This window comes from Janibacter sp. CX7, assembly GCF_024362365.1.
Taxonomy (GTDB): Bacteria; Actinomycetota; Actinomycetes; order Actinomycetales; family Dermatophilaceae; genus Janibacter.
The window spans coordinates 679291-705740 of sequence record NZ_CP101464.1 but is presented as its reverse complement, the minus strand read 5'-3'; the positions used below and the strand labels follow the sequence as shown (position 1 = coordinate 705740).

At 71.4% G+C, this 26450-nt stretch carries 25 protein-coding genes; 7 read left to right on the top strand and 18 right to left on the bottom strand.

The features are described from left to right. Positions 1 to 5 precede the first annotated feature (5 nt). From boxC to NMQ01_RS03555, 6 genes are all read right to left on the bottom strand, one after another. The gene (gene boxC / locus NMQ01_RS03580) at positions 6 to 1739 is read right to left on the bottom strand and encodes a 2,3-epoxybenzoyl-CoA dihydrolase (RefSeq protein WP_255185500.1); all 1734 of its coding nucleotides are present in this window, start codon (positions 1737 to 1739) and stop codon (positions 6 to 8) included. A 105-nt stretch (positions 1740 to 1844) separates the two neighbouring features. Then, positions 1845 to 2561, bottom strand: coding sequence for an ABC transporter ATP-binding protein (locus NMQ01_RS03575; protein ID WP_255185499.1), 717 nt, complete (start codon positions 2559 to 2561; stop codon positions 1845 to 1847). Then, complete coding sequence (locus NMQ01_RS03570) at positions 2558 to 3394, bottom strand: ABC transporter ATP-binding protein (protein WP_255185498.1); 837 nt, start codon at positions 3392 to 3394, stop codon at positions 2558 to 2560. The genes NMQ01_RS03575 and NMQ01_RS03570 overlap by 4 nt, the downstream gene beginning before the upstream one ends. Further along, the gene (locus NMQ01_RS03565) at positions 3391 to 4353 is read right to left on the bottom strand and encodes a branched-chain amino acid ABC transporter permease (RefSeq protein WP_255185497.1); all 963 of its coding nucleotides are present in this window, start codon (positions 4351 to 4353) and stop codon (positions 3391 to 3393) included. Before NMQ01_RS03565 ends, NMQ01_RS03570 begins: the two co-directional genes overlap by 4 nt. Next, a complete protein-coding gene (locus tag NMQ01_RS03560) occupies positions 4350 to 5255 on the bottom strand; it encodes a branched-chain amino acid ABC transporter permease (RefSeq protein ID WP_255185496.1) in 906 nt (301 codons plus the stop codon). Before NMQ01_RS03560 ends, NMQ01_RS03565 begins: the two co-directional genes overlap by 4 nt. Before the next feature lie 34 nt (positions 5256 to 5289). Then, a complete protein-coding gene (locus tag NMQ01_RS03555; protein WP_255185495.1) occupies positions 5290 to 6471 on the bottom strand; it encodes an ABC transporter substrate-binding protein in 1182 nt (393 codons plus the stop codon). Between the two features lie 269 nt (positions 6472 to 6740). Between NMQ01_RS03555 and NMQ01_RS03550 the strand changes: the two genes are divergently transcribed. Then, entirely contained in the window at positions 6741 to 7607 is an 867-nt protein-coding gene (locus NMQ01_RS03550; protein ID WP_255185494.1) for a PaaX family transcriptional regulator C-terminal domain-containing protein, read from the top strand. A gap of 75 nt (positions 7608 to 7682) precedes the next feature. Here the strand turns inward: NMQ01_RS03550 and boxB are convergent, their stop codons facing one another. From boxB to NMQ01_RS03530, 4 genes are all read right to left on the bottom strand, one after another. Continuing rightward, positions 7683 to 9179: a benzoyl-CoA 2,3-epoxidase subunit BoxB gene (boxB, locus tag NMQ01_RS03545; protein ID WP_255185493.1), complete on the bottom strand. Its 1497-nt coding sequence runs from the start codon at positions 9177 to 9179 to the stop codon at positions 7683 to 7685. 84 nt (positions 9180 to 9263) lie between these two features. After that, positions 9264 to 10823, bottom strand: a complete 1560-nt coding sequence (gene paaZ, locus NMQ01_RS03540; RefSeq protein WP_255185492.1) for a phenylacetic acid degradation bifunctional protein PaaZ — start codon at positions 10821 to 10823, stop codon at positions 9264 to 9266. Beyond that, the gene (locus tag NMQ01_RS03535) at positions 10820 to 11692 is read right to left on the bottom strand and encodes a 3-hydroxyacyl-CoA dehydrogenase family protein (protein ID WP_255185491.1); all 873 of its coding nucleotides are present in this window, start codon (positions 11690 to 11692) and stop codon (positions 10820 to 10822) included. Before NMQ01_RS03535 ends, paaZ begins: the two co-directional genes overlap by 4 nt. After that, positions 11689 to 12399 carry an SDR family NAD(P)-dependent oxidoreductase gene (locus NMQ01_RS03530; protein WP_255185490.1) on the bottom strand — a complete coding sequence of 237 codons (711 nt, stop codon included), beginning with the start codon at positions 12397 to 12399 and terminating at the stop codon, positions 11689 to 11691. Before NMQ01_RS03530 ends, NMQ01_RS03535 begins: the two co-directional genes overlap by 4 nt. 138 nt (positions 12400 to 12537) lie before the next feature. Here NMQ01_RS03530 and NMQ01_RS03525 point away from each other — a divergent pair, with 138 nt between their 5' ends. Then, complete coding sequence (locus tag NMQ01_RS03525) at positions 12538 to 14040, top strand: aminopeptidase P family protein (protein ID WP_255185489.1); 1503 nt, start codon at positions 12538 to 12540, stop codon at positions 14038 to 14040. A gap of 15 nt (positions 14041 to 14055) precedes the next feature. Here NMQ01_RS03525 and NMQ01_RS03520 read toward each other — a convergent pair whose 3' ends face one another. Beyond that, complete coding sequence (locus NMQ01_RS03520) at positions 14056 to 14748, bottom strand: type IV toxin-antitoxin system AbiEi family antitoxin domain-containing protein (RefSeq protein WP_255185488.1); 693 nt, start codon at positions 14746 to 14748, stop codon at positions 14056 to 14058. A gap of 277 nt (positions 14749 to 15025) precedes the next feature. Here NMQ01_RS03520 and NMQ01_RS03515 point away from each other — a divergent pair, with 277 nt between their 5' ends. Further along, on the top strand, positions 15026 to 16078 hold the full coding sequence (locus tag NMQ01_RS03515; RefSeq protein ID WP_255185487.1) for a MaoC family dehydratase: 1053 nt from the start codon (positions 15026 to 15028) through the stop codon (positions 16076 to 16078). A gap of 47 nt (positions 16079 to 16125) precedes the next feature. After that, a complete protein-coding gene (locus tag NMQ01_RS03510; RefSeq protein WP_255185486.1) occupies positions 16126 to 16998 on the top strand; it encodes a crotonase/enoyl-CoA hydratase family protein in 873 nt (290 codons plus the stop codon). A 123-nt stretch (positions 16999 to 17121) separates the two neighbouring features. On the opposite strand, the gene NMQ01_RS03505 is transcribed toward NMQ01_RS03510, so the two are convergent. The 7 genes from NMQ01_RS03505 to NMQ01_RS03475 all read right to left on the bottom strand — a co-directional run bounded on the left by NMQ01_RS03505 (position 17122) and on the right by NMQ01_RS03475 (position 23952). Then, complete coding sequence (locus NMQ01_RS03505; RefSeq protein WP_255185485.1) at positions 17122 to 18051, bottom strand: type IV toxin-antitoxin system AbiEi family antitoxin domain-containing protein; 930 nt, start codon at positions 18049 to 18051, stop codon at positions 17122 to 17124. A gap of 184 nt (positions 18052 to 18235) precedes the next feature. After that, positions 18236 to 18976, bottom strand: coding sequence for a PIG-L deacetylase family protein (locus tag NMQ01_RS03500; RefSeq protein WP_255185484.1), 741 nt, complete (start codon positions 18974 to 18976; stop codon positions 18236 to 18238). Between the two features lie 53 nt (positions 18977 to 19029). Beyond that, a complete protein-coding gene (locus NMQ01_RS03495) occupies positions 19030 to 19617 on the bottom strand; it encodes a general stress protein (RefSeq protein ID WP_255185483.1) in 588 nt (195 codons plus the stop codon). 142 nt (positions 19618 to 19759) lie between these two features. Beyond that, on the bottom strand, positions 19760 to 20962 hold the full coding sequence (locus tag NMQ01_RS03490; protein ID WP_255185482.1) for an acyl-CoA dehydrogenase family protein: 1203 nt from the start codon (positions 20960 to 20962) through the stop codon (positions 19760 to 19762). A 165-nt stretch (positions 20963 to 21127) separates the two neighbouring features. Next, the gene (locus tag NMQ01_RS03485) at positions 21128 to 21832 is read right to left on the bottom strand and encodes a peptidoglycan-binding protein (RefSeq protein ID WP_255185481.1); all 705 of its coding nucleotides are present in this window, start codon (positions 21830 to 21832) and stop codon (positions 21128 to 21130) included. 176 nt (positions 21833 to 22008) lie between these two features. Continuing rightward, the gene (locus NMQ01_RS03480) at positions 22009 to 22878 is read right to left on the bottom strand and encodes a CoA ester lyase (RefSeq protein ID WP_255185480.1); all 870 of its coding nucleotides are present in this window, start codon (positions 22876 to 22878) and stop codon (positions 22009 to 22011) included. 3 nt (positions 22879 to 22881) lie between these two features. Further along, the gene (locus tag NMQ01_RS03475; protein WP_255185479.1) at positions 22882 to 23952 is read right to left on the bottom strand and encodes a CoA ester lyase; all 1071 of its coding nucleotides are present in this window, start codon (positions 23950 to 23952) and stop codon (positions 22882 to 22884) included. Positions 23953 to 24070: 118 nt separating this feature from the next. Between NMQ01_RS03475 and NMQ01_RS03470 the strand changes: the two genes are divergently transcribed. From NMQ01_RS03470 to NMQ01_RS03460, 3 genes are read left to right on the top strand one after another with little or no spacing between them, the layout of a single operon-like run. Next, positions 24071 to 24586, top strand: a complete 516-nt coding sequence (locus NMQ01_RS03470) for a hypothetical protein (RefSeq protein WP_255185478.1) — start codon at positions 24071 to 24073, stop codon at positions 24584 to 24586. Positions 24587 to 24622: 36 nt separating this feature from the next. After that, on the top strand, positions 24623 to 25897 hold the full coding sequence (locus NMQ01_RS03465; protein WP_255185477.1) for a magnesium transporter MgtE N-terminal domain-containing protein: 1275 nt from the start codon (positions 24623 to 24625) through the stop codon (positions 25895 to 25897). Next, positions 25890 to 26444 carry a DUF1003 domain-containing protein gene (locus tag NMQ01_RS03460; RefSeq protein WP_255185476.1) on the top strand — a complete coding sequence of 185 codons (555 nt, stop codon included), beginning with the start codon at positions 25890 to 25892 and terminating at the stop codon, positions 26442 to 26444. Before NMQ01_RS03465 ends, NMQ01_RS03460 begins: the two co-directional genes overlap by 8 nt. Positions 26445 to 26450 lie beyond the last annotated feature (6 nt).

The window sequence follows — 26450 nt, the reverse complement described above, 5'->3', positions numbered from 1 at the left end:
GGTGCTCAGACCCTCTCGAGGTTGTAGTCGCCCTTCTGACCCGAGCCGTAGCGGCGCAGGGCGCCGTCCGGACCGGAGGCATTGGGCCGGATGAAGATCCAGTTCTGCCAGGCCGTGAGCCGGCCGAAGATCTTGGTCTCGACGGTCTCGGGACCGACGAAGCGGTGGTTGGCCTCCATGCCCGTCAGGGCGTCGGGGCTGAGGGCCGCACGCTCCTCGAGGACGATGCGCAGCTCCTCCTCGAAGTCGATGTCGTCGAGGGCCACCGTCACGAGGCCGGCGGCATCGGCAGCCGCGGCGTCGAGGTCCGTGCCCGCCGTCGCGAGCGCGGCCTCGAGGTCCTCGTCGCGCCCGTAGAAGCGCGACTCGAGCCGGGTCAGGCCGTTGCCCATCGGGTAGCGGCCGCGGTTGGCGTCGGTGATCCGCACGGTCGCCGGGTCGGCGTCGGGGTCGACGTCCTCGAAGACCCCCTCGAGCATGTACTGCCGGTCGGCGGCGAGCGCCAGCTCGAGCAGGGTGCCGACGAAGGCCGACCCCGGCTCGATGACCGCGACGAGGCTGCGGGAGGTGACGTCGAGGCGCTTGAGCGTGCGCTTGAGGTAGTGCACGACCTCGTTGACGAACCAGTGCTCGGACCACTCCGCGAGCTTGTCGTCGTGGGCGATGACGAGGGCCTGGTCGCCCTTCGCGCGCAGCACCCACGTGCCGAGCTGCAGCTCGTTGGTGCGCAGGTGGAGGATCAGGTCGTCGAGCTCGCGAGCCAGCGCCAGCGGGTAGTAGTCGACGCCCTGGGCGCGGGCGGCCTCGGCATCGGCCGGCGGCTCCTCGGTCGGGGCGGAGACGACGATCTCGACCCGGCGCCCAGCCCGGTCGAGGGTCGCGGTCACGTGACGGTAGGAGATCGTGTCGCCGTCCTCGGCGCGCTCGACCGGGGTGAGCTCGACCCCCTCGCCGGCGGCACCGCCTCGGGTCGAGGCCGCAGCGGCGGCGTGCGCGCGCTCGGCGATCTTCTCGTCCCACTCACGACGCGGGATGGTCGCGTCGATCAGGCCCCAGTCGACCGCGGTCTGGCCGCGGTAGCCCTCAGACTTCGTCGCGAAGAGGTCGGCACGATCCTTGCGCACGTGGCGCTTGTCGACGACGCGGGTCAGGCCGCCGGTGCCGGGGAGCACGCCGAGCAGCGGCACCTCGGGCAGCGAGACGGTCGAGCTGTTGTCGTCGACGAGGACGATGTCGTCGCAGGCCAGGGCGAGCTCGTAGCCACCACCGGCGGCCGTGCCGTTGAGCGCGGCGATCCACCGCTGGCCGGAGTTCGCCGTCGCGTCCTCGATGCCGTTGCGGGTCTCGTTGGTGAACTTGCAGAAGTTGACCTTCCAGCTGTGCGGCGAGCCGGCGAGCATCCGGATGTTGGCCCCGGCGCAGAACATCCGCTCGATGCCGCCGGTCATGACGACCGCCTTGACCTCGGGGTGCTCGAAGCGCAGCCGCTGGACGATGTCGTAGAGCTCGATGTCGACGCCGAGGTCGTAGGAGTTCATCTTCAGCTCGTAGCCGGGCACCAGACCGCCCTGGTCGTCGACCGCGAGCGCGACCGTCGCGACGTCACCGTCGTAGGTGACGCGGAAGTGCCGGTAGCGATCGGGCGAGGTGCGGAACTCGACGACCGGGGGGCCGTCCTGCGCTGCGGGCGCGGCCTGGGCCTCTGCGGGTGCCGCCTTGTCGATGGTGGTCTCGCTCACGTCATGCCTTCCGTCGATCGACGTCGGACGCCACGGACCGCGGCGTCGGGGTACGACACTTATTCTCTACATTGCATCTGCGATACGTCAAGAGGTTGTAGCACTTTATTGCCCCACGCCGAGGAGCCGGCGGGCCCGGTCGGCGTCACCGCGGAAGTCGGCGGTGCTGCTGTCGTGGACGATGCGCCCCTTGTCCATGACGACGACGCGGTCGGCGACCGAGAATGCGGCGCGCAGGTCCTGCTCGACGACGAGCACGGTGATGCCCTCACGGGCGAGCTCGTGCACGACCCCCATGACCTGCTGGACGATCGCCGGCGCCAGGCCGTCCGAGGGCTCGTCGAGCAGGAGCACCCGGGGGCCGAGCAGCAGGGCCCGGCCGATCGCGAGCATCTGCTGCTCGCCGCCCGAGAGCTGGTCACCTCGGTTGCCTCGGCGCTCACGCAGCCTCGGCATGAGCTCGTAGACCCGCTCGAGGGTCCACTCGCTCTCGCGCGCCCCCTCGGCGATGCGCAGGTTGTTGTGCACGGTCAGCGGCGCGAAGACCCGCCTCCCCTGGGGGACGATCGCCAGCCCGGCTCGCGCCCGCGCGTGGGTCGGCAGCGCGGTCACCTCGTCGTCGCCGATGTGGATGCTCCCCCGCTGTGCGCGGACGAACCCCACGACGGTCGACGTGAGCGTCGTCTTGCCGACGCCGTTGCGGCCGAGCAGCGCGACGGTCTCCCCCGCCGCGACGTGCAGGTCGACGCCGGTGAGGACGGTGCTGCCGCCGTAGCCGGCCTCGACCCCCTCGACCCGCAGGTCCGCTCCCTTCGCCGTCATCGCGTGCTCTCCTCGGGCAGGGCCGGCACGGTGACCGGCGGTGGTGCGGTGGGGGTCTCGTCGAAGAGCTCCTCGAGGGAGTCCTCGCCGAGGTAGGCCTGCTGGACGACCGGGTCCTCACGGACCTCGCTCGTCGGCCCGTCGGCGATGAGCGCCCCCAGGTGGAGCACGCTGATCCGGTCGGCGAGCTCGAAGACGAGCTCGAGGTCGTGCTCGATGATGACGACCGTGAGGTCGTCGGGCAGCGACCGGACGAGGTCGGCGAAGCGGGCGCTCTCGGCGGGCGACATCCCGGCCGCGGGCTCGTCGAGCAGCAGCAGCCGCGGTCGGGTCGCCAGGGCGACGGCGACCTCGAGCTGGCGCCGCTCGCCGTGCGAGAGGTTGCCGGTCATGATGTGCGACCGGTCGGCGAGGCCGACGTCGGCGACGCACTGCTCGGCGACGTCGTCGATCTCGCTCGAGCGGCGGGAGGCCGGCGTCAGCCAGGACATCCCCTTGCCCGCGACCCGCTGGGCCGCGAGGGCGACGTTGTCGAGCGGGCTCATCGACAGGAAGAGCGAGCTGTGCTGGAAGGTCTTGCCCAGCCCCCGCCGCGCCCGCCACGCGGCCGAGCGCGCGGTGACGTCCTCGTCGCCGAAGAGGATCTGGCCGGACGTCACCGGCAGCCCGCCGGCGACGAGGTTGAAGAGCGTCGACTTGCCCGCGCCGTTGGGGCCGATGAGGGCGTGGCGGCCCCCCTTCGCCACCTCGAGGCTCACGTCGTCGACGGCGGTGAGCGCGCCGTACCGCTTCGTCACGCCGCGCAGGGTGAGCGCGGGGGCCTGGGTGGTCATGCCGATCCCTCCTGGGTGCGACGGGAGAGCAGCCGACGCCAGCTCGTGCTGGCGAAGCCGTGCGGGAGCAGGTAGACGACGGCGATGAAGACGAGGCCGAGCAGCAGCGGTCCGCGACCGCCGAGCGAGGCGCCGATGTCGTCGCGCACGATCGTCACGAGCGCGGCGCCGAGCACGGCACCCCAGAGCCGACCGCGACCGCCGACGACGACGGCGAGCAGCGCCATGGCGGAGACCTCGAAGGCGAGGTCCTCGGGCGAGACGAAGCGGTTCTGCGCCACCCACATCGAGCCGGCCGCGCCGGCGACCGCACCGGCGATGGCGTAGACGGTCAGCTTGAGGCGGAAGGTCGAGTAGCCGAGCGAGCCCATCCGCTCCTCGTTGTCGCGCAGCCCGCGCAGCGACCGGCCGAGGGCGGTGCGGGAGGTCCACCAGACGACGGCGAAGCCGACGAGGAAGACGAGCAGCACCCACCAGTAGCGGATGCCGGCGAGCGTCACCGGCTCACCACCGGGCACGAGCGTGATCGACGGGATCCCGTAGAGCCCGTTGGTCCCGCCGGTGAGGCCGACCCAGCGCTGCGCGAGCACGTGCGCGAGCTCGGCGACGGCCAGCGTGAGCATGAGGAAGTAGGTCCCCTTGGTCCGCACCATGAGCACGCCCGTGAGGAGGGCGAAGATCCCGCCTGCGAGCACCGCGACGAGGAGCGGGACGGGAGCCCAGGCGTCGACGTCGCGGGCGACGAGGGCTGCGGTGTAGGCACCGACACCGAAGGGGGCGGCGTGCCCGAGCGAGGGCATGCCGGAGACCCCGACGAGCAGGTCGAGGGAGACGGCGAGCAGGGCGAGGGCGAGGACCCGGCTGAGCGTGTTGGCGGCGTCCGCCGGCAGCACGAGGGGCACCGCGGCGAGGAGCAGGACGACGACGAGGCCGACGAGCGTCGTGGCGCGGGACCTCATGCCGCCGCCTCCTTGCGCCCGAGCAGGCCCTGCGGCCGCAGCAGCAGCACCAGGCCCATCGCGCCGAAGACGAGGAAGCTCGCGTGGTCGGGCAGCAGCGAGACGCCGAGCGTCTCGATCTGCCCGATGACGAGCGCCCCGACGAGGGCACCGCTCACCGACCCGAGACCGCCGATGACGACGACCACGAGGCCGAGGAGGAGCACCCGGTTGTCCAGGCCCGGGTAGGCGGAGAGGATCGGGCCGCCGATGACCCCGCCCGCGGCGGCGAGCGCCGCCCCGGCGGCGAAGACGCCGGTGACCAGTCGCCGGGTGTCAACCCCCAGGGCGGAGACCATCTGGGGGTCGACGACCGCGGCGCGCACGAGCGAGCCCACGCGGGTGCGCTCGATGACGTAGAGCGCGACGACGGCGAGCAGCCCGCCGACGCCGATGACGACGAGCCGGTAGAGCGGGTAGGACTGGCCGAGGATCGACACGCTCCCGTCGAGGCCGGTCGGGGCCGGGATCGAGCGCACGTCGTTGCCGAAGCGCATCGAGACCAGGTCGCTCACGACGAGCGCGATGCCGAGCGTGAGCAGGGCCTGGTCGAGGTGGCCCCGGTGGGCGACCGGCCGCACCATCGCCGACAGGCCCCACCCCCCGAGCCCGCCGACGAGCGCCGCGACGAGCACGGCGGCGACGAAGGCGAGCAGCGTCATCGTCGAGCTGCCCCCGAGGAGGGCGACGGCGACGTAGGCGCCGACGAGGTAGAGCGCGCCGTGGGCGAGGTTGAGCACGTCCATGACGCCGAAGACGAGCGAGAGGCCGAGGGCGATGACGAAGAGCAGGACGCCGGTGGCGAGCCCGTCGATCATCGTCACGCCGTTGTCGGTGATGAAGTTGGCCGGCAGTGCGGTCACGAGATCCTCCTGGCAGTCGGTCGGGATGGCCGGGTCAGGAGGCGGGCGTGGTCAGCTCACCCTCGACGACATTGGTCCACGCGCCGTCCTTCTCCTCGACCTTGCGCAGGTAGTAGGTCTGGTCCGGCCCCTGCTCGTCGGAGAAGGACCACGTGCCGCGCGGGCTGTCGATGTCGCCGGTCGCCTTGAGCCCGTCGACGATCTCGTCGCCGCCGGTGCCCTCCTCGAGCGCGCTGTCGAGGACCGCGCCGGCGTCGTAGGCCTGCACCGAGTAGACGGTCGGCGTGCCGTCGTTGGCCGCCTCGTAGTCCTTGACGAAGGCGGTGTTGGTCTCGTTGTCGAGCTCGGAGGAGTAGTGCAGCGAGGTGAAGATGCCGTCGGCGGACTTGCCCTGGGCGGTCAGGGCGCCGCCCTCGGTGAGGAACCCGGTGCCGTAGAAGGGGATCTCGTCGTGCAGGCCGAGCTGGTCGTACTGCTTGACGAAGGTGACCGCCTCGGAGCCGGCGTAGAAGGCGAAGACCGCCTTCGGCTGGGCCTTGCGCACCTTCTGGAGGTAGGGCTGGAAGTTCGTCGTCTTGCCGAAGGGGGTCATCTGGGTGCCCGCGATCTGGCCGCCGGCCTTCTCGAAGGCGGTCTTGAATCCGGCGAGGAACTCGTCGCCGGCCGCGTAGTCGGGCCCGACGAGGTAGACCTTGCCGTCGCCGACCTCCTCGGCGACCTTCTCGCCGATGGCGCCGCCGACCTCGCCGTTGGCGAAGCTCGTGCGCCACACGTAGGGCGAGCCCTGCGCGCCGGTGATGTCGTCGGCGCCGGCGTTGGCGACGATGAGCGGCTTCTTCGCCTCGTTGAAGGCATCGGTCAGGCCCAGTGCAGTCGCGGAGTTGACGACGCCGACGACGGCGTCGACGGACTCGTCCTGCGCGAGCTTCGTGCCGGCGGGGACACCGTCCTCCGGGCCGCCGCCCTCGTCGACGACGGTGAGCTCGACCTCCTTGCCGCCGAGCTTGCCGTCGTGCTGCTCGAGGTAGAGGCGGAAGCCCGCCTCCATGTCCTTGCCGAGCGGGGCGTAGACGCCGGACTGCGGGACGAGCAGGGCGATCTTCACCGAGTCGTCGTCGCCACCACCACCCCCGTCACCGGAGAGCGCCGAGCCGCCGCAGGCGGTGAGGGCGAGGGTCAACGTCAGGGCCAGGGGGAGAGAACGGGTGGCGCGCATCGGGACTCCAGGTGCGATCTCGTCATTGAGGGCACGACGGGACCGCTGGGAAACCGACCCCGTCGTCGGTGGAATGAGGATGGCGGTCAATCCTTCTACAGTCAATAGCCGTATCGAAAGAAATTAGTAGTAGATTTTTCGATGCGGCCTCCCCACCGAGGTGGGGCGTCCACGGCACACGCACGGACTCGTCACGGGCGCCTGCGCGACGCCGGACCACTTCGGTGCAACCCTGACGGGAGACCACGAGACGAGGAGCAGACCGACCCATGACGACGAAGGCCGACACCGGACGTGCGACGACCACCGTCGGCGAGCGCCCCACCGCGGCGAGCGCGCGCGCCCTCCTGCTGACGATCCTCGGCGAGTTCGCCCACCCTCGCGACGGGTCCGCGTGGACCGGCACCCTCGTCTCAGCACTCGCGGCCCTCGGCGTCGAGGAAAAATCGGCCCGCCAGACCATCGCCCGCACCGCCGGCCAGGGTCTGGTCGCGTCGGAGCGGCACGGCCGCCGGGTGCGATGGCAGACGACCCCGGAGGGCCGCACGCTCCTCGCCGAGGGCACCGAGCGCATCTACTCCTTCCTGCGCAGCCCGCACACGTGGGACGGCGAGTGGCTCGTCGTCGCCGCCGCGGTCCCCGAGTCGCAGCGCGCCACCCGGCACAAGCTGCGCACCCGCCTGACCTGGCTCGGCCTCGGCTGCCCGACCCCCGGGATGTGGATCATCCCCGACGCGCACAAGGAGGCCGAGGTGCAGTCCACGCTGGCCGACCTCGGCCTCGCGGACCGCGCCTTCGCCTGGGTCGGCCGCCGCGCGGCAGGCACCGACCCCGCCTCGCTCATCGACGCGGCATGGGACCTCGCCGAGGTCCGCGCCGGCTACCACGACTTCATGGTCGACTTCGCCGACCGGACCGTCGACTCCGACGAGGAGGCCTTCGTCGCGCAGGTGGAGCTCATCCAGGCCTGGCGGCACTTCCCCTTCGTCGACCCGGACCTGCCCGCCGAGCTGCTGCCCGCCGACTGGCCGGGACCGCAGGCCGCAACCCTCTTCCACACCCTCCGCGACCGCTGGCACCGCCGTGCGCAGCGCGAGTGGGAGCGCCTCGAGCAGGCAGCCGGCGAGCGCACCTGACGACACCGCACCTGACGAAGGGGGTGCCCCGGGACTCGATCCCGGGGCACCCCCTTCGCACGTCGTGGCGGCCGGTCAGGCCATGCCCTCCTGACGCAGGCCCTCCTCGTAGAGGTGGACGTAGTCATACTCCACGGGCTGGCCGTTGATGCCCGTCGGGGGCTCGGCGATCCAGCTGGCGAACTTGCCGTACTCGTACTCGGGGACCATGAGCTCGGCGACCCGGGCCCGGTCCTGCTCGCTCGGCAGCCACTCGTCCTTGCGGGACTCCCACGTCGCGTCGTCGAGGACCTCGCCCTGCGGGCTCACGTGGTGCCCGGCGTAGACGCCGACCTGGCGGTGGAAGCCCTCGTGCGGCAGGTAGAGGCGCTCCTCCACGCCGGCGTCCTCGAGCGCCTGGTTCCACCGGTTGACGCCGTTGGCGCAGTCGGCGACGTACTCGTCACGCAGGTCGAGGTTGAGCGCGGAGATCATCGGGACCTTCTTCGTCCGGATCTCGCCGTCCTCGACGTAGGACATCTCACGCTCGTCGTCGAGGAGCGTGTGGTCGTCCTTGCGGCGGGTCTCCTGCCAGCGGCCCTTGAGGCCGGAGGAGTAGTAGTTGCCCGCATTCGTCGACTGCTCCGAGCCGAAGAGGTCCATCGAGACGGAGAACTGGAAGTTCAGGTACTTCTGGATGACGTCGAGCGGGATGACCCCGTCCTCGAAGGTGGCATCGGTCCCCTTGTCCTGCATGACCTGCGCGGTGCGCTCGACGGTGCGCTGCACGCCGGTCGTGCCGACGAACATGTGGTGCGCCTCCTCCTTGAGCATGAACTCGCAGGTGCGCGCCAGCGGGTCGAAGCCCGACTCCTTGAGCGTGCCGAGCTGGTACTTGCCGTCACGGTCGGTGAAGTAGGTGAACATGAAGAACTGCAGCCAGTCGGTCGTCTCCTCGTTGAAGGCGCCGAGGATCCGCGGGTTGTCGTAGTCGCCGGAGTTGCGCTTGAGCAGCTGCTCGGCCTCCTCGCGCCCCTCGCGGCCGAAGTAGGCGTGCAGCAGGTAGACCATCGCCCACAGGTGCCGCCCCTCCTCGACGTTGACCTGGAAGAGGTTGCGCATGTCGTAGATCGACGGCGCGGTGTTGGCGAGGACGCGCTGCTGCTCGACCGAGGCCGGCTCGGTGTCGCCCTGGACGACGATGAGCCGCATGAGGTCGGCGCGGTACTCGCCCGGCACCTCCTGCCAGGCCGGCTCGCCCTGGTGCTTGCCGAAGTTGATCTTGCGGTCGGGGTCGCCCTCGGCGAGGAAGATCCCCCAGCGGTACTCCTCCATCGGCACGTGGTCGAAGTGCGCCCAGCCGTCGCGCCCCACGGCCACGGCGGTGCGCAGGTAGACGTCCTGCGTCGGCAGCTGCGGGCCGAGGTTCTTCCACCAGTCGAGGAACTTCGGCTGCCAGCCCTCGAGCGCCCGCTGCAGACGACGGTCGTCGCTGAGGTTGACGTTGTTGGGGATGCGCTGGCTGTAGTCGATGGGGCTCGTCGGGCCGTCGGGGTCCGGGGCGGAACCGATGCGGTCGTCAGTGGTCGTCATGGTCTCTCCTTGGGTCGCGTCCGTGCGAGGTCCTGTCATATGTTCTACACCTTGCAGGGCGTCACGACAAGACTTTGTGGAATATCAGTCGCCGAGCGAGCCGAGCCGCTCGAGGACGGCGGGGCTGCCCTGGACCGCGGAGCGCTGCAGGTGGGCGTGCACCGCGCGCAGGCCGCCCTCCTCCTGGCCGCCACCGGCACGGCCGGGGCCGCCGTGGACGAGCTGGGGCATCGGCGTGCCGTGGCCGGTCGACTCCGGCGCGCTGTCGCGGTCGAGCACGAGGAGGCGGCCGTGCCAATGCGCCGCTCCGGCGACGACCCGGTCGACGAAGTCGGCGTCGGCCGAGACGACGGAGCCGGCGAGGCTGCCCTCGCCGCGGGCGAGCAGCTCGACCGCGTGCTCGGCGTCGCGATAGCCCATGAGCGAGCTCACCGGGCCGAAGGCCTCGACCTCGTGGGGCTCGGCGCGATCGGCGTCGTCGACGCGCACGAGCACGGGCGAGAGGAAGGCGCCGCGCTCGGCGTCGGCGCCCACGACGTCGACGCGGTCGAGGTCGCCGTGGACGACCGTGCCCGCGGCGGCGATGCGCCGGGCGGCGTCACGCACGTCGTCGCGCTGCTCGGTGCCGACGAGCGCACCCATGCGCACCCCCTCGGCACCCGGGGCACCGATCGTCACGCCGGCGAGGCGCTCCGAGACGGCCTCGGCCACCGCGTCGACCCGGTCGGCAGGCACGAGGGCGCGGCGGATCGCCGTGCACTTCTGCCCGGCCTTGACGGTCATCTCGGTGACGAGCGCCTTGACGAAGAGGTCGAACTCCGGCTCCCCCGGCGCCGCGTCGGGGCCGAGGACGGAGGCGTTGAGGCTGTCGGCCTCGGCGTTGAAGTGCGCCGAGCGGCGGGTGACGGCCGGGTCGCCGCGCAGCGCGGCCGCGGTGTCGGCCGACCCGGTGAAGCCGATGTGGTCCTGGCCGCCGAGCTCGTCGAGCAGCCCGGGGATCGAGCCGGCGACGACCTGCAGCGAGCCCTCGGGGAGGGCCCCCGAGTCGATCATCATCCGCACCGCCTCGACGGCGATGTAGGCCGTCGGCGTCGCGGGCTTGACGATCGTCGGCACGCCGGCGAGGAGCGCGGGTGCGAGCTTTTCGAGCATGCCCCAGACGGGGAAGTTGAAGGCATTGATCTGCAGCGAGATGCCGTGCGGGCTGGTCAGCACGTGCCGACCGCCGAAGACGCCCTCCTTGCCGAGCTGGATGAACTCGTCCTCGACGACGACCCGGGCGTCGGGCAGGCCCTTGCGCCCGAGCGAGGCGTAGACGAAGGCGGTGCCCGTCCCGCCGTCGACGTCGACGGCGGCGTCCCGGGTGGTGCACCCGGCCCGGGCGGACAACTCGTAGAGCCGGTCCTTGCCCTCGTGCACCGCGGTCGCGGCGGCCTTGAGGGCGGCGGCCCGCTCGTGGAAGGTCATCGCGCGAAGGGCGGGACCCCCCTTCGCCCTGGCGTGCGCCACGGCGGCGCCGAGGTCGAGGCCCTCGCTCGACACCCGGTTCACGGTCTCGCCGGTCACGGCGTCGCGGACCTCGCGACCCGAACCGGTGCCGGCGCTCCAGCGGCCGGCGACATAGCTCTCGAGGATCTCGCTCATACGGTGCTCTCCTTGGTCCAGTCGTAGAAGCCGCGTCCGGTCTTGCGGCCGTGGTGGCCCTGCTCGACGAAGTCGACGAGCAGCTGTGGTGGGGCGAATCGGGGGCCGAGCTCGCGCTCGAGATAGCGGGCGATGCCCAGGCGCACGTCGAGCCCGACGAGGTCGGTGAGGCGAAGGGGGCCCATCGGGTGCCCGTAGCCGAGCGACATCGCGGCGTCGATGTCCTCCGCCGAGGCAACGCCCGCCTCGAGCATCCGGATCGCCTCGAGGCCGAGCGCGACACCGAGCCGGCTGCTGGCGAAGCCCGGCGAGTCGGCGACGACGACCGGCGTCTTGCCCAGCCCGTCGCGCACCCAGGTGACGGCTCGCTCGCGCCAGGCCTCGTCGGTGGCCGAGGCGATGACGATCTCGACGAGCTTGCTCGCCGGCACGGGGTTGAAGAAGTGCAGGCCGAGCAGGCGCTCGGGGCGGCGCAGCGAGGTGGCGAGCGCGTCGAGCGAGATGCTCGAGGTGTTGGTCGCCAGGGCCGCGTCGTCCGCGATGACCGCCTCGACCCGCTGGAGCGTCTCGCGCTTGAGCTGCTCGTCCTCGGGCACCGCCTCGACGACGAGGCCGCAGGCGGCGAGGTCCGCGGCATCGGTCGTCGTCGTGAGGCGACCCATCGGCTCGGCGGCGTCGGCGATCTTGCCCCGCTCGACGCTCTTGTCGCACGAGCGGCCCACCCGCTCGTCCGCCCCCTGCGCGGCCGTCGGGTCACGCTCGAGCAGGACGACCTCGCTGCCGGCGAGGAGCAGCGCGTGGACGATGCCCGCGCCCATCTGGCCCCCACCGACGACACCGGTGCGGGTGGGGATCTCTCCGAGGGTCATGCCAGGCCTCCCGTGGCGTCGATGACGTCGCCGGTGACCCAGGCGGCGTCGGGCGAGACGAGCAGCGCGACGACGCCCGCGATGTCCTCGGGGGTGCCGAGGCGGCGCATCGCATTGCTCCCGGCCATCGCGTCGATGGCCTTGTCGCTCGTGATCGAGCGCATGTACTCGGTGTCGGTGGCCCCGGGGCGCACGACGTTGACGGTCACGCCCCGGCGGGCGACCTCCTTGGCCGCGACGCGGCTGGCGGCCTCGAGACCGGCCTTGGCGGCGGCATAGGTGCTCTGCCGAGCCGGGGCGACGCGGGCTGCCGCGCTGGAGACCATGACGACGCGGCCGCCGTCGGCCACGCGCCTGGTCGCCTCGCGCAGGACGAGCAGCCCCGAGACGAGGTTGAGCGAGAGGGACTCGTGGATCTGCTCGCTCGTCAGCTCGGTGATGCGGGGGTAGTCCCAGCCGCCGACGCAGTCGACGACGACGGTCAGCTCGCCGCGCTCCTGCGCCGCGTCGAAGGCCGCCACCACCCCCTCCTCGGTCGTCGCATCGGCCGTCACCGTGCGCACCCGGTCGCCGAGCTCGGCGGCGAGCGCCTCAGCCCGCTCGGGGTGGCCGTGGTGGGTGATCGTCACGTCGTGGTCGGCCGCGAGGCGGCGGGTCACGGCCGCGCCGATCCCTCCGGCGCCGCCCAGCACCAGGGCAGTGGTCATCGTCGACTCCCTTCGTCGAGACCAACATGCCACATATTTGTGTCGCCACGCCAGTGCTTATGTAGAACATGAAGAAGGGAGGCGGCCTCCCCCTTCGCCCGCCCGAGACGGGGATCCACGAAGTGAGACGATGGGGCGATGAGCGAGGAGCAGCAGCAGGCAGACAACCGCAAGCGGCCGACGACCGACGAGTTCCGGGCCTTCGTCGCGCAGGACTGGGCCCCGCGCTCGGGCGAGCGCCCGACGCTCACCGAGGCGGCCGAGCGGGCCGCCGAGCGCCGCGCCGCGGTCTCCGTCGCCCACCAGGGCGAGCGCCTCGTCATCCCCGCCGGCGGTCTCAAGGTGCGCAGCAACGACTGCGACTACGTCTTCCGCCCGCACTCGGCCTTCGCCCACCTCACGGGTCTCGGCGCCGACCGCGAGCCCGACGCCGTGCTCGTCATGGAGCCCCTCGGCGGGCCCGACGAGCAGGCCGGCCACGAGGCCAGCCTCTACTTCCGCCCGCTCGCACCGCGCGACTCCGAGGAGTTCTTCGGCGACGCCCGCTACGGCGAGTTCTGGGTTGGTGCGCGTCCGTCCATCGAGGACATCGAGGCCGAGCTGGGCCTCGTCGGTCGGCACGTCGAGCAGCTCGAGGACGCCGTCGGCAAGGACGCGGGCCAGGTCACCGTGCGCGTCGTGCGCGACGCCGACCGCGACCTCACCGCCCGCCTCGACACGGTGCGCAGCCAAGCCGGCGCCGACACCGAGACGCTCGCCGAGGGCGACGCCGCGCTCGCCCACGACCTGTCGCACCTGCGGATGATCAAGGACGACTGGGAGCTCGACCAGATGCAGCAGGCCGTCGACGCGACGCGCGTCGGCTTCGAGGCGGTCATCCGCGAGCTGCCCGGCCTGCCCGAGCGCGGCCGCGGCGAGCGCTGGGTCGAAGGCACCTTCGGCCTGCACGCCCGCCACCAGGGCAATGGCGTCGGCTACGACTCGATCTGCGCCTCCGGCGACCACGCCAACACGCTGCACTGGATCAAGAACGACGGAGAGGTCAAGGACGGCGACCTCATCCTCCTCGACGCCGGTGTCGAGGTCGACTCGCTCTTCACCGCCGACATCACCCGCACGCTGCCGGTGAGCGGCGCTTTTTCCCCCACCCAGCGCGAGGTGCACGAGGCCGTCGCCGCCGCGCAGGCCGCGGGCATCGCCGCGGTCAAGCCGGGCAACAAGTTCTCCGACGTCCACGCCGCCGCGATCCGCGTCGTCGCCGAGCACCTCCACGCGTGGGGGCTGCTCCCCGAGGGCGTCTCGGTCGAGGACACGCTCGACACCGAGCACGGCCAGTACCACCGCCGCTGGATGGTGCACGGCACGAGCCACCACCTCGGCATCGACGTCCACGACTGCGCCCTGGCGACCCGCGAGGAGTACATGGACGCCGAGCTGCAGCCGGGCATGGTCCTCACCGTCGAGCCGGGCATCTACTTCAAGGCCGACGACCTCAAGGTGCCCGAGCGCTTCCGCGGCATCGGCGTGCGCCTCGAGGACGACGTCGTCGTCACCGAGGACGGTTGCCGCAACCTCTCCGGCGACTGGCCGCACACCGCCGACGAGGTCGAGGCCTGGATCGCCGAGGTCCAGGGGCGCTGACCCTCCCTTCGCCTCTCACACGGGCGAGGTGGCCGAGAAGTCCTGAGATGGCCGGGAAATCCGGACCTGGCCGTGCAATTGCGCGGTCATCCCCGGACTTCCCGGCCATCGGCGCTCTCCCCGGTCAGGCCACCCGCGCGCCTGCCCCACGAGGAAGTCCACCCGGCCGATCTTGCCGCGACGGTCGTAGATCTCGACCTGCGGCCCCGTCACCTGCTCGGTGTGCAGCGCCCCGTCGAGGCAGACGAGACCGGGGAGGAGTCCGTACTCGTCGGTGACCTGGGCGACGGCGGTCGCGACGGGGACGACGCGCAGCCCGTCGACGACCTCGGCCTCCACCCCGTCGGGCCAGGGATGCAGGCGCACACCCCCACGCAGCCGCCGTCGGGGCGACGAGCAGATCACCTCGACGGTCGAGAGCCCCACGCCCCAGAGCGGTAGCCCGTGGAGCACCGCGGCGCTGGCGTGCGATGCGGCTGCGTCCGGCCTCTCCCCCAGAACCGCTCGGGTGCACAGGGCAAGACGAGCTTCGGGCTTCGCCGAGCGCCACCTCTCGCCCGCGGCGTAGAGCCCGCGACGCAGTCGCACGAGCTCCCCGGACCGCACCAGACGCTCGGTCTCGTCCGCATCGATCTCGATCGCCCGCAGCCTGGCGGTCGTGCACACCTGATCGCCCGCGACGAGCACACCTGCGAGTCGTGGATCCATCACGACATCCTTGCGGGGTCCTCCCTTCGCTCGCCGGCGTCATCCACAGGCCACCGGGCTGCGCTGCCCACGACGGCCGAGAGATCCGGAGATGGCCGGGAAACCCGGAGTTGACCGAGCAATTGCGCGGCCAGGTCCGGCGATCTCGCCCAGTCGCGCGCGGCCCGGCCAAGTGGCCGGGTGTGGCCGGGTCAACAGCCGGACGGCCTGACCACCACGGGGGCGAAGGGGGAAGATGTCACCGACCCCCTTCGCCCCCACCGAAAGGCCCACGCACATGTCGACCAAGACGGTCCCCGGCAACTACTTCGAGGACTTCTCGATCGGCCAGGAGATCCGGCACGCGACGCCGCGCACGGTCACCGAGGGCGACATCGCGCTCTACACCGGCCTCTACGGCTCGCGCTTCGCGGCGACGAGCGCGGCGACCTTCGCGCAGGCGATGGGCTTCGAGCGGATGCCGGTCGACTCCCTGCTCGCATTCCACCTCGTCTTCGGCAAGTCGGTGCCCGACATCAGCCTCAACGCCGTGGCCAACCTCGGCTACGCGGGCGGGCGCTTCGGGGCCCCGCTGCACGTCGGCGACACGGTGACGACGACCTCGACCGTCATCGGGCTCAAGGAGAACTCCAACGGCCGCACCGGCGTTGTCTACGTCAACTCCGTGGGCGTCAACCAGCGCGGCGAGATGGTCGTCGACTACGTCCGCTGGGTCATGGTCCACAAGAAGGACGCGGCCTCCCCCGCCCCCGAGACGGTCATCCCCGACCTGCCGGGCGCCGTTGCGGCAGAAGACCTCCTCGTCCCCTTCGACCTCACCGGTCGCGACTACGACGTCGAGCTCGCGGGCTCCCCCTTCCTCTGGGGTGACTACGAGGTCGGCGAGCGAATCGACCACGTCGACGGCATGACGATCGAGGAGTCGGACCACATGCTGGCCACGCGGCTCTACCAGAACACCGCGAAGGTCCACTTCAACCAGCACGCCCAGTCGCAGGCGAAGATCGGGCGCCGCCTCATCTACGGCGGCCACATCATCAGCCTCGCGCGGGCCCTGTCCTTCAACGGTCTGGCCAACGGCCAGCTCGTCGCGGCGATCAACGCCGGCGCCCACGCCAACCCGACCTTCGCCGGCGACACGATCTACGCCTGGTCCGAGGTGCTCGAGCGCATCGAGCTGCCCGGCCGCACCGACGTCGGCGCCCTGCGCCTGCGCACGGTCGCCACGAAGGACACCCCGTGTGCCGACTTCCCCTACAAGGGCGAGGACGGCAAGTACCTGCCCGAGGTCGTCCTCGACCTCGACTACACGGTGCTCATCCCCCGCTGAGGCGAAGGGAGCGCACCGCCCGTCACCACCACCCAGGAGGCCACCCGATGAGGACCGACCACGAGACCATCTCCCTGAGCGTCACCGACGGGATCCTCCTCGTCACCCTCGACCGCCCGGAGGCGATGAACTCCTTCACGGTGACGATGGCCGACGAGCTCGAGGCGACCTTCCGCGAGGTCAACGACGACGACGCGGTGCGCGCGGTCGTCGTCACCGGCGCGGGCCGCGCCTTCTGCGCGGGCATGGACCTCACTGCCGAGGGCAATGTCTTCGGTCTCGACGAGAGCCTCACGCCGGTGCTGTCCGACATGGAGGACCTCGAGGACCCCGGCCTGGCCCGCGTGCGGGACACCGGCGGTCGGGTGGCCCTGGCGATCCACGCATGCCGCAAGCCGGTCATCGCGGCGATCAACGGCGCCGCGGTCGGCATCGGCGCGACGATGACCCTGCCGATGGACGCCCGACTCGTGTCGACGAAGGGGAGGATCGGCTTCGTCTTCGGCCGCATCGGCATCACGCCCGAGGCGACCTCGTCGTGGTTCCTCCCCCGCATCGTCGGCATGCCCGACGCGCTCGACCTCGTCTACTCGGCCGACATCATCGACGCCGAGGGGGCCCTCGAGATAGGCCTGGTCCGCTCGGTCCACGAGCCCGACGAGCTGCTCGACGCGGCGATCGCCCTCGCCGACCGGTGGACCAAGGACCGCTCGCCGGTCGCCACGGCCCTCACCCGCCAGCTGATGTACCGCAATGCCGGCCTCGACCACCCGGTCGACGCGCACCGGGTCGACTCGCTCGCGATCTTCTACGCGAGCATCGGCGACGGCAAGGAGGGCGTGGCCGCCTTCCTCGACAAGCGCACGCCGGTCTACTCGGGCAAGGCCTCGCAGATGCCGCCCTTCTACGGCGCCTGGTAGCCACCACTCGTCGCGGAGGGGGCGACCACGCGCCGGTTGTCGAGCGCCGCACGGGTTGTCGAGCGCCGCACGTGGAATACCCAGCGCGGGACTCGACAGGACCGGCACCGCTCGACGTCCCCGTCAGGCCGCCCGCGCCGCCAACCGCATCAGCGCCTCCTGCACCCGGGCCTCCACGCGCTCCGGGTGCTCCAGGTCCGCCCAGACGAGTCGGATGACGATGCAGCCGAGCCCGGTGAGCCGTTCCTCGCGCGCCTTCTCCCGGGCCAGGGCCTGCTTGCCCTCGGCCCCCTCGTACTTGACCAGGCCGTCGAACTCGATGACGAGCAGGTCGCCGACGAGGAAGTCCACCCGGCCGACGAAGTTGCCGTCGCGGTCGCTGATCCGCACCTGGCTCCGCAGGTCGAGGTCCAGCTCGCGCAGCAGCATCCGGGTGCGGGACTCCCCGACCGACTCGCACTTCGCATCGCTCGCGTCGATCACCGCCCGCAGGCGGGCGCGCTGCAGAGGACCCCGAGCGAGCCGGTCCCCGGCAGCCTCCACCTGCTCGATCCGGCACCGACGGGTCTTCAGCGCATGATCCAGCGACACGACGGCGGCGGTCGTGCTCTCGGAGAGCGCGACCTGGACGAGCGCGACGGCCACCGCGACGCAGGGAACGCCCTCGACCTCAGTGGGCTCGATCCCCTCTCGCAGGCGGTGGATGCGCAGGGTGGGGTCCCGTCGGGACCGTGTCACCGCTGACGTGACCTGCACCGTCTGCACCGGCAGGCCCCACAGCGAGATGCCGTGCAGGGCCAGAGCGCTCTGGTGGCTCGCGAGGTCACCCGGTCGGGTCCGCAGCACGGCCCGGGTGGCGAGCGCCAGCTGCTCCTCGGGTCCGGTGCCCTGCCAGGCCTGCGCCAGGACGTAGGCATCGCGGCGCACCCGGATCGCCTCACCCTGCCGCAGGGCGAGGCGCAGGTCGTGCTCACCCTGCAGGCACGCGCGGGCGTCACCCCACGTGAAGACCCCCGCCTGCCGCTCCGCCCGCCGCCTGAGTCGCTCGTCCATCCCCCGATCATCACGGAGACCGCCCGGAGACGGCCGACGTTCTCCACAGGGCCCGCGAATCCGGCACCACATGTCGAGCCGCGCGTGGGTTGGCGAGCGACGCGCGGGACATACCCAGCGCGGGACTCGACAACCCCTGCCCCTCTCGCCCTCCCGCGCATGACGAAGGGGGCACCGGTTCCCCCTACCGCTCGAAGACCTCGAGCAGCAGCGCGTGCTCGACCGCCGGGTCGGCGACGGCCTGGCCGCCACCGCCGAGGATGTTGCCGAGCAGCTGCGCGGGCTTCGGGAAGTCGTCGGGCAGCGCGGCGTTGTAGAGCCGGTGCTCCTCGAGCGACTCGATCGCGTCGTCGAGGTGGCCCGTCACGTCGACGAAGTGCGTCGGTCGCTGGCTGCCGCCGACCGCGAGCAGCTTGACGTGCCACGGCTCGAGGCCGTCGGCGACGAGCTCGGGGAAGATCCACCGGTTGCCCGCGTCGGCGCACGCGTCGACCGTTGCCAGACCCACGGCCCGGTGGTCGGCCTGGTTGAGGATGCCACCGGGGAAGGTCACGTCGAAGGTCGTGCCGATGACGAGGTCGGGGCGAGCCCGCCGGATCGCCGCGGCGATGTCGCGCCGCAGGGTCAGGCCGTACTCGATGGTCCCGTCGGGGTGGTCGCCGAACTCGACCTCCTCGACACCGACGACGGACGCGCTCGCGCGCTCCTCGTCGGCGCGGGCCGGCGCGGCGTCGACGGGGTCCATCGTGTCGATGCCCGCCTCGCCGCGGGTCAGCAGGAAGTAGCGCACGCGCTTGCCGGCGGCGGTCCACCTCGCGACAGCGGCGGCGGTGCCGTACTCGATGTCGTCGGGGTGGGCGACGACGCACAGCACGGAGTCGAAGGAGGTCTCGTCGAGGGCGGCCAGGTCGGGCTGGGTGCTCACACCGACGACGCTAGTCCCGCCCCGCCGCCGGGGGAAGGGCGCGCGGGGCGGGATCAGCCCTGCTGCGGGTGCTGCTGGGCGCGGTCCATCTGCTCCTGAGCGGCACGCGCCGCCTCCTGGTTGCGCCGCAGCTGCTCGAGCCCGGCGCGGGTCGGGTCGAGCTCGTGCAGCAGCTCGTTGGCCCGCGCCGCGTGGCGGTGCTCGGTGAGCACCTCGTAGCGGGAGGCGACCACCTGGGTCACCGAGGTGAAGTCGCGCTGGCCACCGGTGGAGCGGTAGCCGAGCCAGGCCCACACGGCACCGAAGAGCGCGCCCATCGCCACCGTCGAGGCCAGCCGCAGGAGCAGGCCGTCGCTCCCTTCGAACATCGCGAAGATCAGGCCGACGAAGACACCGATCCAGATGCCGGAGAGCAGTCCCCCGAGGACGACCTTGCCGCTCGTCAGCCGGCCACGAACCCGCTCGACCTGCTTGAGGTCGGTGCCGACGATCATGACGTCCTGGACCGGGAACTCCTTGTCCGCGAGGAAGTCGACCGCGCGCTGGGCCTCGGCATAGCTGTCGTAGGTCGCCAACGACCGCGGGTACTCCAGACGCAGGAACTGCTGCATGTGGGCGGCCATACCGGGCTGGGTGCTCATGGGTCCAGTCTCCCACCCCGACCTGTGGGCCCGGTGGACGGGGCGGATGGACGAAGGGGGCTGGCCCGTCACCTGGGTGACGGCCAGCCCCCTTCGATCGGGCGAGCGCGAGCGGTGTCGGTGCCGGGCACCTACCCGGACATCACCCCTTGAGCTGGTAGTCCTTGAGGATGCTCTTGCCGATGATCATCTTCTGGATCTCGGCGGTGCCCTCACCGATGAGCAGCATCGGGGCCTCGCGGTAGATCCGCTCGATCTCGTACTCCTTGGAGTAGCCGAAGCCGCCGTGGATGCGGAAGGACTGGTTGACGACGTCGGCGCAGTACTCGGCCGCCATGTACTTCGCGATGCCGGCCTCGAGGTCGTTGCGCTCGCCCTTGTCCTTCAGACGCGCGGCCTTGACCATCAGCTGGTGCGCGGCCTCGACCTTGCTCGCCATGTCGGCGATGCGGAAGAGGATCGCCTGGTGGTCGACGATCTTCTTGCCGAAGGTCTCGCGCTGCTGGGCGTACTGGACGCCGAGCTCGAAGGCGCGCATCGCCAGGCCGCAGGCGCGGGAGGCGACGTTGACGCGACCGACCTCGACGCCGTCCATCATCTGGTAGAAGCCCTTGCCGGGCTCGCCACCGAGGATCTGGCCGGTCGTCGTCTTGTGGCCCTCGAGGATGAGCTCGGTCGTGTCGACGCCCTTGTAGCCCATCTTCTCGATCTTGCCGGGGACGGTGACGCCCTGGGCGGTCTCGCCGAAGCCCTCGGTCTTGTCGATGAGGAAGGTCGTCATGTTCTTGTGCGGGCTGTCGTGACCGAGGTCGGTCTTGACGAGCACCGCGACGAGGTTGGCGGAGGCGCCGTTCGTCAGCCACATCTTCTGGCCGTTGATCGTCCAGTCGTCGCTGTCGCCGTCACGCACGGCCTTGGTCTTGATGCCGGCGACGTCGGAGCCGAGCCCCGGCTCGCTCATCGAGAAGGCGCCGCGGATCTCGCCCGTGGCCATCTTCGGCAGGTAGTGCTGCTTCTGCTCCTCGGTGCCGTGCTTGAGGATCATGTAGGCCACGATGAAGTGGGTGTTGATGATGCCGGAGACCGGCATCCAGCCGCGGGCGATCTCCTCGACGCACAGCGCATAGGTGAGGAGGGACTCGCCGAGCCCACCGAACTCCTCGGGGATCATCAGGCCGAAGATCCCCATCTCCTTCATCTGGTCGACGATCTTCTGCGGGTACTCGTCCGCGTGCTCGAGCTCCTGCGCGACCGGGATGATCTGCTCGTCGACGAACTCCTTGACCAGGCCCAGCAGGTCGACCTGCTCCTCGGTCAGTCCGTCGGTCGTCTGCAGTCGGGACATGCGTCCACCTTTGCTCTCGTGGTTCAAGGATCCGGGTCAGTATCCCAGCGCACCCCGCCACCCGCCACGGAGTCTCAGGGTGTCCTCGGCCACGATGAGACGGACGAAGGGAGATGTCAGCGCATGCTGTGCGCTGACATCTCCCTTCGCCCGTCGTGTGGAAGGTCAGTAGACCTTGACCGTGCGCCCGATGGGCGCGAGGTTCTTCCACCAGATGTAGTTGATCGCCGGGTCGCTCAGTCGGGCGCAGCCGTGCGAGGCCGGGTAGCCCGGGATCGACGGCGAGCCGTGGATCGCGATGCCGCCGTTGAAGTAGCGCGGCCGCCACAGCTCGCCGAGCGGGGCATTGCGCATGCCGTTGATCGCCCGGTAGAAGCGGAAGGTGCCGCTCGGGGTCGTCGCGTAGACGTAGGCGCCGGAGGCCGAGGACCAGTAGCGCTCGCCGTTGCCGGTGCTCGTGTTGAAGACCCACTGGGCCCAGCCGTAGCGGGCGACGATCTGCAGCTGACGGGTCTTGTCGATCTCGAAGGCCGAGGTCGTGCGGGGCCGCGGGGTGCGCGGCGAGTAGACGGCCGACCAGGTCTGCGGGCCGACGACGCCATCACGGGTCAGACCGTGCGCCTTCTGCAGGGCCATGACGGCCTGCTGGGTCGTCTGGTCGTAGCTGCCGTTGGCGGTGCGCAGCCAGAACTTCGCCTTGAGCAGACGCTGCTGCAGGTTCTGCACCCACCAGCCGGTGTCACCCTGCTTGAGCGTCGTGGGGCGGGCTGCGTGCGCGTCCTCCCCGGCCGTGACGAGCAGGCCACCGGCGACGGCCGTGGCAGCGGCGCCGCGGAAGAGGTCGCGGCGGTCGAGCGAGATGGTGTCCATGTTTCCCCCCTGATGAGAGCGCTGATACCGGGACAGACGCCTGGATCGTCCGGCAGGTTGCGCGGTGATGAGGAAAATATAGCGCCACGGCGCACGGCCCCCGGACGACGACATCCCGCACGCGATGGCGTGCGGGATGTCGTGCGCAGCCGGGCTGCGGCGGGGCGAACCGAGGGTCAGCCGCGGGCGGCGATCGCCTCGTGGGTCGCGAGCACGCGACGGGCGATGTCGACGTGCAGGTTCTCGATCATCTTGCCGTTGTGGGTGACCACGCCCTTGCCGGCGCCGTCCTCCCAGGCCTGCAGGACCCCCTTCGCCTCCTCCACGGCCTCCTCGCTCGGGGCGAAGGTGGAGTTGCACACCTCGACCTGGCCGGGGTGGATGAGGGTCTTGCCGTCGAAGCCCATGTCGCGGCCCTGCTCGCACTCCGCGGTGAAGCCCTCGAGGTCCTTGACCTTGTTGTAGACGCCGTCGAGGACCGCGATGCCGGCCTCGCGCGCGGCCAGCAGCGCCCACGACAGCGACGTGAGGAGCGGGGCGCGGCCAGGCACGTGGTCGGCCTGCAGCTCCTTGACGAGGTCGTTGGTGCCCATGACGAAGGCGACGAGACGGTCGGACGCCTGCGCGATCTCGCGGATGTTGAAGATCGCGGCGGGCGTCTCGATCATCGCCCAGAGCTTCGTGTGCTCGGGGGCGCCGGCGGCCTCCATCGCGGCGACGAGCTGGCGGACCTCGTCGGCGGTGTTGACCTTGGGCACGACGATGCCGTGCGGGCCGGCCTGGGAGGCGGCCGCGATGTCCTCGTCGTGCCACTGGGTGCCGATGCCGTTGACCCGGATCGTCAGCTCACGCTCGCCGTACTCGCCGGAGCGCACCGCGGCGCACGCGGCCTCACGGGCGGCCGGCTTGTCGTCGGGGCCGACGGCGTCCTCGAGGTCGAGGATCAGGGCGTCGACCGGCAGGGTCTTCGCCTTGTCGAGGGCGCGGGCGTTGGAGCTCGGCATGTAGAGGACCGAGCGGCGGGGGGTGTAGGTGCTCTCGGTCATGGCTCAGGCCTCCGCGTAGAGCTTGGCGAGCTCGGGGTCGTTGGCGGACAGGCGCTCGGCGAGCTCGAGGATGACCATGCACTGCTTGTAGCTGGCGTCGTCCTCCATCTTGCCGTCGATCATCACGGCGCCACCGCCGCTCGGCATCGCGTCACGCACCTCGCGGGCGTGGGCGACGTCCTCGGCACTCGGGCTGAAGACCTTCTTGGCGATGTCGATCTGCACCGGGTGCAGGCTCCACGCGCCGACGCAGCCGAGGAGGAAGGCATTGCGGAACTGGTCCTCGCAGGCCACGACGTCCTTGATGTCGCCGAAGGGGCCGTAGAAGGGGAAGATCCCGTGCATCGCGCAGGCGTCGACCATGCGGGCGATCGTGTAGTGCCACAGGTCCTGCTGGAAGACCGTGCGCTGGCCCTGGTAGTCGGGGGTGCCGTCGGCTCCCTTCGAGGGGTCCTGACGCACGAGGTAGCCGGGGTGGCCGCCACCGACGCGGGTGGTCTTCATCCGGCGGTCGGCGGCCAGGTCGGCCGGGCCGAGCGAGATGCCCTGCATGCGCGGGCTGGCACCCGCGATGGCCTCGACGTTGGCCATGCCGCGGGCGGTCTCGAGGATCGCGTGGACCATGATCGGGCGCTGCACGCCCCCCTTCGCCTCGAGCTGCGCGAGGAGACGGTCGACGTAGTGGATGTCCTCGGGGCCCTGCACCTTGGGGACCATGACGACGTCGAGCTTGTCGCCGACCTCGGTGACGAGGGTGGTCAGGTCGTCGAGGACCCACGGGCTGTCGAGGGCGTTGACCCGGGTCCACAGCTGGGTGTGCTCGCCGAAGTCGACGTCCTTGGCGATCTGCACGAGGCCCTCGCGCGCGGCCTCCTTCTTGTCCGCCACGACGGCGTCCTCGAGGTTGCCCAGGAGCACGTCGGCGACGCCGACCATGTCGGGGACCTTGGCGGCCATCTTGGGGTTGCTCGGGTCGAAGAAGTGGATCATCCGGCTGGGACGCGCCGGCACCTCACGGGCCGGGGCGGGCGCCCCGACGGCGAGTGGGGCGAAGAAGTCCTTGGCACTGCGCATGTGTGGCTCGAGTCCTCTCGGGTGAGCGAAGGGGGGTTCTCGCGCAACCTAGCAAGGCGCCTCACCGCGCCGTTATGACGGACGACACCCGGACGGGCCCGACCCCTAGGCTGCTGGCATGAGCGAGGTCAACCTGTCGGCACTGACGACCGAGGCGCTGGCGAAGTCCGACGTGCTGTGGCTGCGGGTCGACGGCCGCGAGCGCCTCACCTGGTTCGCCAGCGGCGCCGACGAGCTCGCCGGGCAGGTCCTGCTCGTGTCCGGCGGGGCCGAGGCCGACCTCGGGCCCCTGCCCGAGCAGGTCGAGGTCGTCCTGCGCAGCAAGGGCGACGGCGGTCGACTGCTCACCCTGCGCGCCCGCGCCCAGGCCCTCTCCCCCGGCAACCCGTGGTGGGAGCCGGCGGCCGCCACCCTGCTCGCCGAGCGGCTCAACGCCCCCGCCGACCTGCTCGACCGGTGGCGCGCGGGGTCGACGATCTGGCTGCTCTCCCCCTTCGGCCTGCCGGTGCAGGCACCGGGGCGGTCTGGACCCGACGGCTCGGCCCGGGCCGACGCGCCGATCACCGCGGGCGCCGCCGCCACGCGGGTGCGGCATCCGTGGCACTTCGGGGGCCGCGGCACCCGACGCGGCTGACGGGCGCACCCGCTCGCCGCCGTTACCCTGTCAGGCGTGAGTGCTCCCACCCGGTTCTTCGTCGCGCGTCTGGCGAGCCTCAATGTCTTCGACCCGCTCGGTGACCAGGTCGGCCGCGTGCGCGACGTCGTCGTCACCTTCTCCCCCTCGCGGCGTCCGCGCGTCATCGGTCTCGTCGTCGAGGTGCCCGGCCGGCGCCGCGTCTTCGTGCCGATGACCCGGGTGACCTCCGTCGAGGGCGGGCAGGTCATCACGACCGGCCTGGTCAACATGCGTCGCTTCGAGCAGCGCGCCACCGAGACGCTCGTGCTCGCCGAGCTCCTCGAGCGGCCGGTCACCGTGCGCACGGACGACGGCCAGGTCGACGCGACCGTCGAGGACATCGGGGTCGAGCAGTCGGCCAACCGCAGCTGGTTCGTCACCAAGGTCTTCGTCCGCGGCGGGCGACAGTCCCGGCGCGGCCTCCTTGTGCGGCGAAGGGGGGAGACCTTCACCGTCCCCGTGGAGGAGGTGACCGGCCTGTCCGCGACGGTGAGCGCCGCCGAGCACTCCGCGGTCAAGCTCCTCGAGTCGGTCGAGGACCTCAAGGTCGCCGACCTCGCCGAGGTCATCGCGGACCTCTCCCGGGACCGCCGCGAGGCCGTCGTCGCCGCCCTCGACGACGACCGGCTCGCCGACATCCTCCAGGAGCTCGGTGACGACGACCAGGCCGAGATGGTCGGGCTGCTCACCCAGGCACGGGCCGCCGACGTCCTCGAGGCGATGGACCCCGACGACGCCGCCGACCTGTTGTCCGTGCTGCCGCCCGAGCGCGCCGAGACGCTGCTGCAGCTGATGAAGCCGGACGACGCCGAGCCGCTGCGTCGACTGCTCAGCTACGACGAGAACACCGCGGGTGGTCTCATGACGACCGACCCCGTCGTGCTCGCGCCCGAGGACACCGTCGCCGAGGCGCTCGCCGTCGTGCGTCGCGAGGAGATCACCGCCGCCCTGGCCGCGACCGTCTACGTCTGCCGCCCGCCGCTCGAGACCCCCACGGGCAAGTACCTCGGCATGATCCACATCCAGCGGCTGCTGCGCGAGCCTCCCCACGAGAGCATCGGGCGCTACATCGACAAGGCGATCGACCCCCTTCGTCCGGAGGCCCCGCTGGGGCAGGTGACGCGCACGCTCGCGACCTACAACCTCATCTCCGCGCCGGTCGTCGACGAGGACGAGCACCTGCTCGGCGTCGTCACGGTCGACGACGTGCTCGACCACATCCTCCCCGAGGACTGGCGCGAGGAGCGCCACGAGGTGACCGATGAGTGACCGCCGCACCACGACCCGCGTCGACACCCCCCAGGAGGTGCGGCGCCAGCTGATCCGCAAGCCGTCGAGCTTCTCGACGGAGGCCTTCGGCGTCATCTCGGAGAAGTTCGCGCGCTTCATGGGCACGCCGCGCTTCCTCATCTGGATGTCGGTCTTCGTCGCCGTCTGGCTGGCGTGGAACACCTTCGCCCCGGAGCCGGCGCAGTTCGACCCGCGGGCGCTCAACTACACCCTGCTCACGCTGATCCTCTCGCTGCAGGCCTCCTACGCCGCGCCGCTCATCCTGCTCGCGCAGAACCGGCAGGACGACCGCGACCGGGTCGCCCTCGAGCAGGACCGCGTGCAGGCCGAGCGGGCCCTCGCCGACACCGAGTACCTCACCCGCGAGGTCGCCGCGCTGCGGCTGGCCCTGCGCGACGCCGCGACCCGCGACTTCATCCGCAGCGAGCTGCGCGACCTGCTCGAAGAGCTCGAGGCCCGCCGGCGCGAGGACGACGCCGAGGCCGACTCCGACGAGCTCACCGAGCCCAAGCCGCTCGCCCCCTGATCCCCC

Bases quoted from the DNA above. Each gene is read 5' to 3' on its own strand.
- NMQ01_RS03575 (WP_255185499.1), bottom strand. From the start codon at position 2,561: ATGACGGCGAAGGGAGCGGACCTGCGGGTCGAGGGGGTCGAGGCCGGC.
- NMQ01_RS03570 (WP_255185498.1), bottom strand. From the start codon at position 3,394: ATGACCACCCAGGCCCCCGCGCTCACCCTGCGCGGCGTGACGAAGCGG.
- NMQ01_RS03565 (WP_255185497.1), bottom strand. From the start codon at position 4,353: ATGAGGTCCCGCGCCACGACGCTCGTCGGCCTCGTCGTCGTCCTGCTC.
- NMQ01_RS03555 (WP_255185495.1), bottom strand. From the start codon at position 6,471: ATGCGCGCCACCCGTTCTCTCCCCCTGGCCCTGACGTTGACCCTCGCC.
- NMQ01_RS03550 (WP_255185494.1), top strand. From the start codon at position 6,741: ATGACGACGAAGGCCGACACCGGACGTGCGACGACCACCGTCGGCGAG.
- boxB (WP_255185493.1), bottom strand. From the start codon at position 9,179: ATGACGACCACTGACGACCGCATCGGTTCCGCCCCGGACCCCGACGGC.
- paaZ (WP_255185492.1), bottom strand. From the start codon at position 10,823: ATGAGCGAGATCCTCGAGAGCTATGTCGCCGGCCGCTGGAGCGCCGGC.
- NMQ01_RS03535 (WP_255185491.1), bottom strand. From the start codon at position 11,692: ATGACCCTCGGAGAGATCCCCACCCGCACCGGTGTCGTCGGTGGGGGC.
- NMQ01_RS03530 (WP_255185490.1), bottom strand. From the start codon at position 12,399: ATGACCACTGCCCTGGTGCTGGGCGGCGCCGGAGGGATCGGCGCGGCC.
- NMQ01_RS03525 (WP_255185489.1), top strand. From the start codon at position 12,538: ATGAGCGAGGAGCAGCAGCAGGCAGACAACCGCAAGCGGCCGACGACC.
- NMQ01_RS03520 (WP_255185488.1), bottom strand. From the start codon at position 14,748: ATGGATCCACGACTCGCAGGTGTGCTCGTCGCGGGCGATCAGGTGTGC.
- NMQ01_RS03515 (WP_255185487.1), top strand. From the start codon at position 15,026: ATGTCGACCAAGACGGTCCCCGGCAACTACTTCGAGGACTTCTCGATC.
- NMQ01_RS03510 (WP_255185486.1), top strand. From the start codon at position 16,126: ATGAGGACCGACCACGAGACCATCTCCCTGAGCGTCACCGACGGGATC.
- NMQ01_RS03505 (WP_255185485.1), bottom strand. From the start codon at position 18,051: ATGGACGAGCGACTCAGGCGGCGGGCGGAGCGGCAGGCGGGGGTCTTC.
- NMQ01_RS03495 (WP_255185483.1), bottom strand. From the start codon at position 19,617: ATGAGCACCCAGCCCGGTATGGCCGCCCACATGCAGCAGTTCCTGCGT.
- NMQ01_RS03490 (WP_255185482.1), bottom strand. From the start codon at position 20,962: ATGTCCCGACTGCAGACGACCGACGGACTGACCGAGGAGCAGGTCGAC.
- NMQ01_RS03485 (WP_255185481.1), bottom strand. From the start codon at position 21,832: ATGGACACCATCTCGCTCGACCGCCGCGACCTCTTCCGCGGCGCCGCT.
- NMQ01_RS03480 (WP_255185480.1), bottom strand. From the start codon at position 22,878: ATGACCGAGAGCACCTACACCCCCCGCCGCTCGGTCCTCTACATGCCG.
- NMQ01_RS03475 (WP_255185479.1), bottom strand. From the start codon at position 23,952: ATGCGCAGTGCCAAGGACTTCTTCGCCCCACTCGCCGTCGGGGCGCCC.
- NMQ01_RS03470 (WP_255185478.1), top strand. From the start codon at position 24,071: ATGAGCGAGGTCAACCTGTCGGCACTGACGACCGAGGCGCTGGCGAAG.
- NMQ01_RS03460 (WP_255185476.1), top strand. From the start codon at position 25,890: ATGAGTGACCGCCGCACCACGACCCGCGTCGACACCCCCCAGGAGGTG.